This window comes from Microcoleus sp. PH2017_34_RAT_O_A, assembly GCF_020737885.1.
Classification (GTDB): domain Bacteria; phylum Cyanobacteriota; class Cyanobacteriia; order Cyanobacteriales; family Microcoleaceae; genus Microcoleus.
Genome location: NZ_JAEQDD010000191.1, coordinates 1 through 2,789, shown reverse-complemented (window position 1 = coordinate 2,789; position 2,789 = coordinate 1). Strand labels below are relative to the sequence as shown.

Here is a 2,789-nt window from a genome sequence, read left to right as displayed (position 1 = left end):
TCCGAATTTACGCCTGTGGACAAGTTGCGAGCCGACTCCCTTGGGTGAAGCAGGAAGCAGACCCTTCAAGAGCAATCTTGATTGAATAGTGAGACTTGAAAAAGTTTAGCTAAGTTTTGTGTAGCAGTAAATAGTAGCACCGCGCACATCGGTATGGCCCCCAGATAGGCAAGCACAACTCCACTGCTGCTCTGGGGGCTAATACTATTTTAGACTTGAGATTCTTCGGCTTCGCTCAGAACAAGTTTGAGATTTGAAATTCGGGATGATTTAGTCCGCGCAAAAACGGATAGTTGCGAACGACACTTCTGAGGATCGAACCCAAAATTTTAGACCTAACGACCGGCTTTTCGGTCAACGCTCCTGTTTAAGCTCCCAGATTAATCTGTAGATTGACATACTTCTTGGTGCCTTTCAGTAGCTTGGCTTCTCGAATTATCATGATTCTACTTTATCATAAAATATTTTAGATAAAACTTTTTAGCGACCAACTTCTTCAAGGTGGCTAAAGTCACCACCGCGTTCATCCCCACGCCTAAAGTCGGGGGCTTTCCGCTCGCTTTTCGGTAAAATCGACGTTGGTTCGGGTTCCGGTTCACTGAGTGCGCCTCTCCCAAGAGGGGATTTTCTCGATCGACAAATCCGCCTCTGCTTAACATTACATAAATCATTGAGTTGGCGATCGCATTCGCCCTTGCCAGAAACCGGGTTTTCAGCCCAAATATTTGGTTCAAATCCTTAAGATAGCGAAAAAACTGGTTTCTTTAGTCCCTTGGCGTTAGTCCTATGCTTGAAAGAATTGATGAGTGCGATCGATCCTAAATTTAACACCCTCAAAAGAATGCAATTGTAGGCCAGTGAGCCAAACCCCGATCAGTCATTCCCGAATCTCAAATCTCAAATCTCAAATCTCAAATTGTCTGACTTACCAGAAAGAATTGGTTTAAAGCCGGAACCCTTGTAGGGAGGAATTAAAATCAGACTATTCATTACTCCAATCCTCTTCCTTCGAGGTAGAGGTCGCTGTCACAGGTCAACTGTCAACTGTCAACTGAATGAAAGCCGATCGCACCTGAATTTGACTGATTAATGTGAGGAGTTTGTCAAGGACTTTTAGAATTATTTAAGATTTGAGCGGTGAGTATTATTTGGTAGAGGCAATTGGGGAACGCTCTGTAATGAAAAATACCCTGTGAATTTGGCGATCGGTTAACTTATTAAAGATGTTACAATCGGTCAAAGGATGGAAATTGCTAAAAAGTCGTGAAGCGTAGCTATCCCGATCGTGAATCGCCCTAGCAACCAACAAATCTAGAGTGCTGGAATTAAAAATTGTCACTCAAGGACAGGAACTTTTTGGCCACCACATTATTCTCATAGATTGAGCCTCAGTGCGCTGTGTCATTTTTATCTCCACGCAAGCAATAACCGACGACCATGAACACCTCACTCAACACCTCTAAATTTCGCCTAAACCGGATGCTGCGGCAATCGCTGTTCGCAGGCATCATTTCCGCAGCAGCTTTGGCTAGCGGATGGGCCCCTGACTTGTACGCAAAATCTCCAAGCCTTGTTTTCGGAGCGGCGGCCCAAGCTCAAGAAATTAGCAACGCCGAAATTACTAGCTACGCTCGCTCTGTCTTGGGAATCGAACCCAGACGGGAGGAAGCTATGAAGGAAATTAAAGGAATGGCTGGTGGCTCGGTTCCCAGAATAGTCTGCAACGAAACTCAGGAAGTGAACAGGCTGTCGGGAAATGTTCGTGGCATTGCGGTAAATTACTGCCAACAAGCTAAAAAAGTTGTCGAAAGCAATGGTTTGACAGTTAGTCGCTTCAATCAGCTCACTTTGCTCCAGCAACGCGATCCGGCTGTCAAACAACGAATTCAAGCCGAATTGCTGCGGTTGCAACAAGCGGGAAATCAATAAATATAGATGGTTTTAGTCTTTCTTCCTCTCCCGTTCTATAGTTTGAGTTACTGCACGGTATGCAATCATTTTTGAGAAAATGGCGATCGTCTGTAAAGAAGTGCTTGACAAAATAACCAATATTTGGTATGCAAGAATGGGAGCGGTTTAGAAAGAGATATTTTGGGCGACTACTTGCGATCGCAATTGGAAATAAAAAAGATATTCCTCAAAAACTAGATGTGAAGTCAATTCCTTTGAGGAATAGAATAGAGAAATGCTAACTTTCACAAAACGTTTACCTGCAAATCCCGATGCTGTTGTCAGCTTTAGTTTGCCGATGACAGCGGACGATCGCACTCGCAGCCGCCACCGATTCGAGACGGAGGCTGGAGAAGTGCTACACTTGGCTTTGCCTAGAGGTACGGTGTTGCGCGATCGAGATTTATTGCAGTCCGAAGACGGTAGCTGTTTGGTACTGGTAAGTGCAAAACCCGAACCGGTACTTACCACAAGGGCCTCGACAGGGCTGCTGCTGATGCGGGCGGCTTATCATTTGGGAAACCGCCACGTAGCTTTAGAAGTTGCTGATAATTATTTAAGGCTTTCTCGTGATTCTGTTTTGCAGGGAATGCTGGAAAAAATGGGTTTGGAAGTAATAGAGGAAATTGTGCCGTTTCAGCCGGAAATCGGCGCTTACGCGCACAGTCATTAGGAATGGGGAATGGGGCATGGGGAATTGGGCATGGGGCATGGGGCATGGGGCATGGGGCATTTCAAGCAACAAATAACAAATAACAAATAACAAATAACAAATAACAAATAACAAATAACAAATAACAAATAACAAATAACAAATAACAAATAACAAATAACAAATA

At 44.3% G+C, this 2,789-nt stretch carries 4 protein-coding genes; 2 read left to right on the top strand and 2 right to left on the bottom strand.

Annotation, left to right across the window (positions count from 1 at the left end):
- Positions 1–446: 446 nt before the first annotated feature.
- Both JGK11_RS32605 and JGK11_RS32600 read right to left on the bottom strand, forming a co-directional pair.
- Positions 447–734, bottom strand: coding sequence for a hypothetical protein (locus tag JGK11_RS32605; RefSeq protein ID WP_293198946.1), 288 nt, complete (start codon positions 732–734; stop codon positions 447–449).
- A gap of 410 nt (positions 735–1,144) precedes the next feature.
- A complete protein-coding gene (locus tag JGK11_RS32600) occupies positions 1,145–1,339 on the bottom strand; it encodes a hypothetical protein (protein ID WP_293186631.1) in 195 nt (64 codons plus the stop codon).
- Positions 1,340–1,437: 98 nt separating this feature from the next.
- Between JGK11_RS32600 and JGK11_RS32595 the strand changes: the two genes are divergently transcribed.
- A complete protein-coding gene (locus tag JGK11_RS32595) occupies positions 1,438–1,929 on the top strand; it encodes a DUF4168 domain-containing protein (RefSeq protein WP_293214484.1) in 492 nt (163 codons plus the stop codon).
- Between the two features lie 256 nt (positions 1,930–2,185).
- Positions 2,186–2,623 (top strand): urease accessory protein UreE, encoded by a 438-nt coding sequence (gene ureE / locus JGK11_RS32590; protein WP_293193224.1) that lies wholly within the window; start codon positions 2,186–2,188, stop codon positions 2,621–2,623.
- The last annotated feature ends 166 nt before the right edge of the window (positions 2,624–2,789 follow it).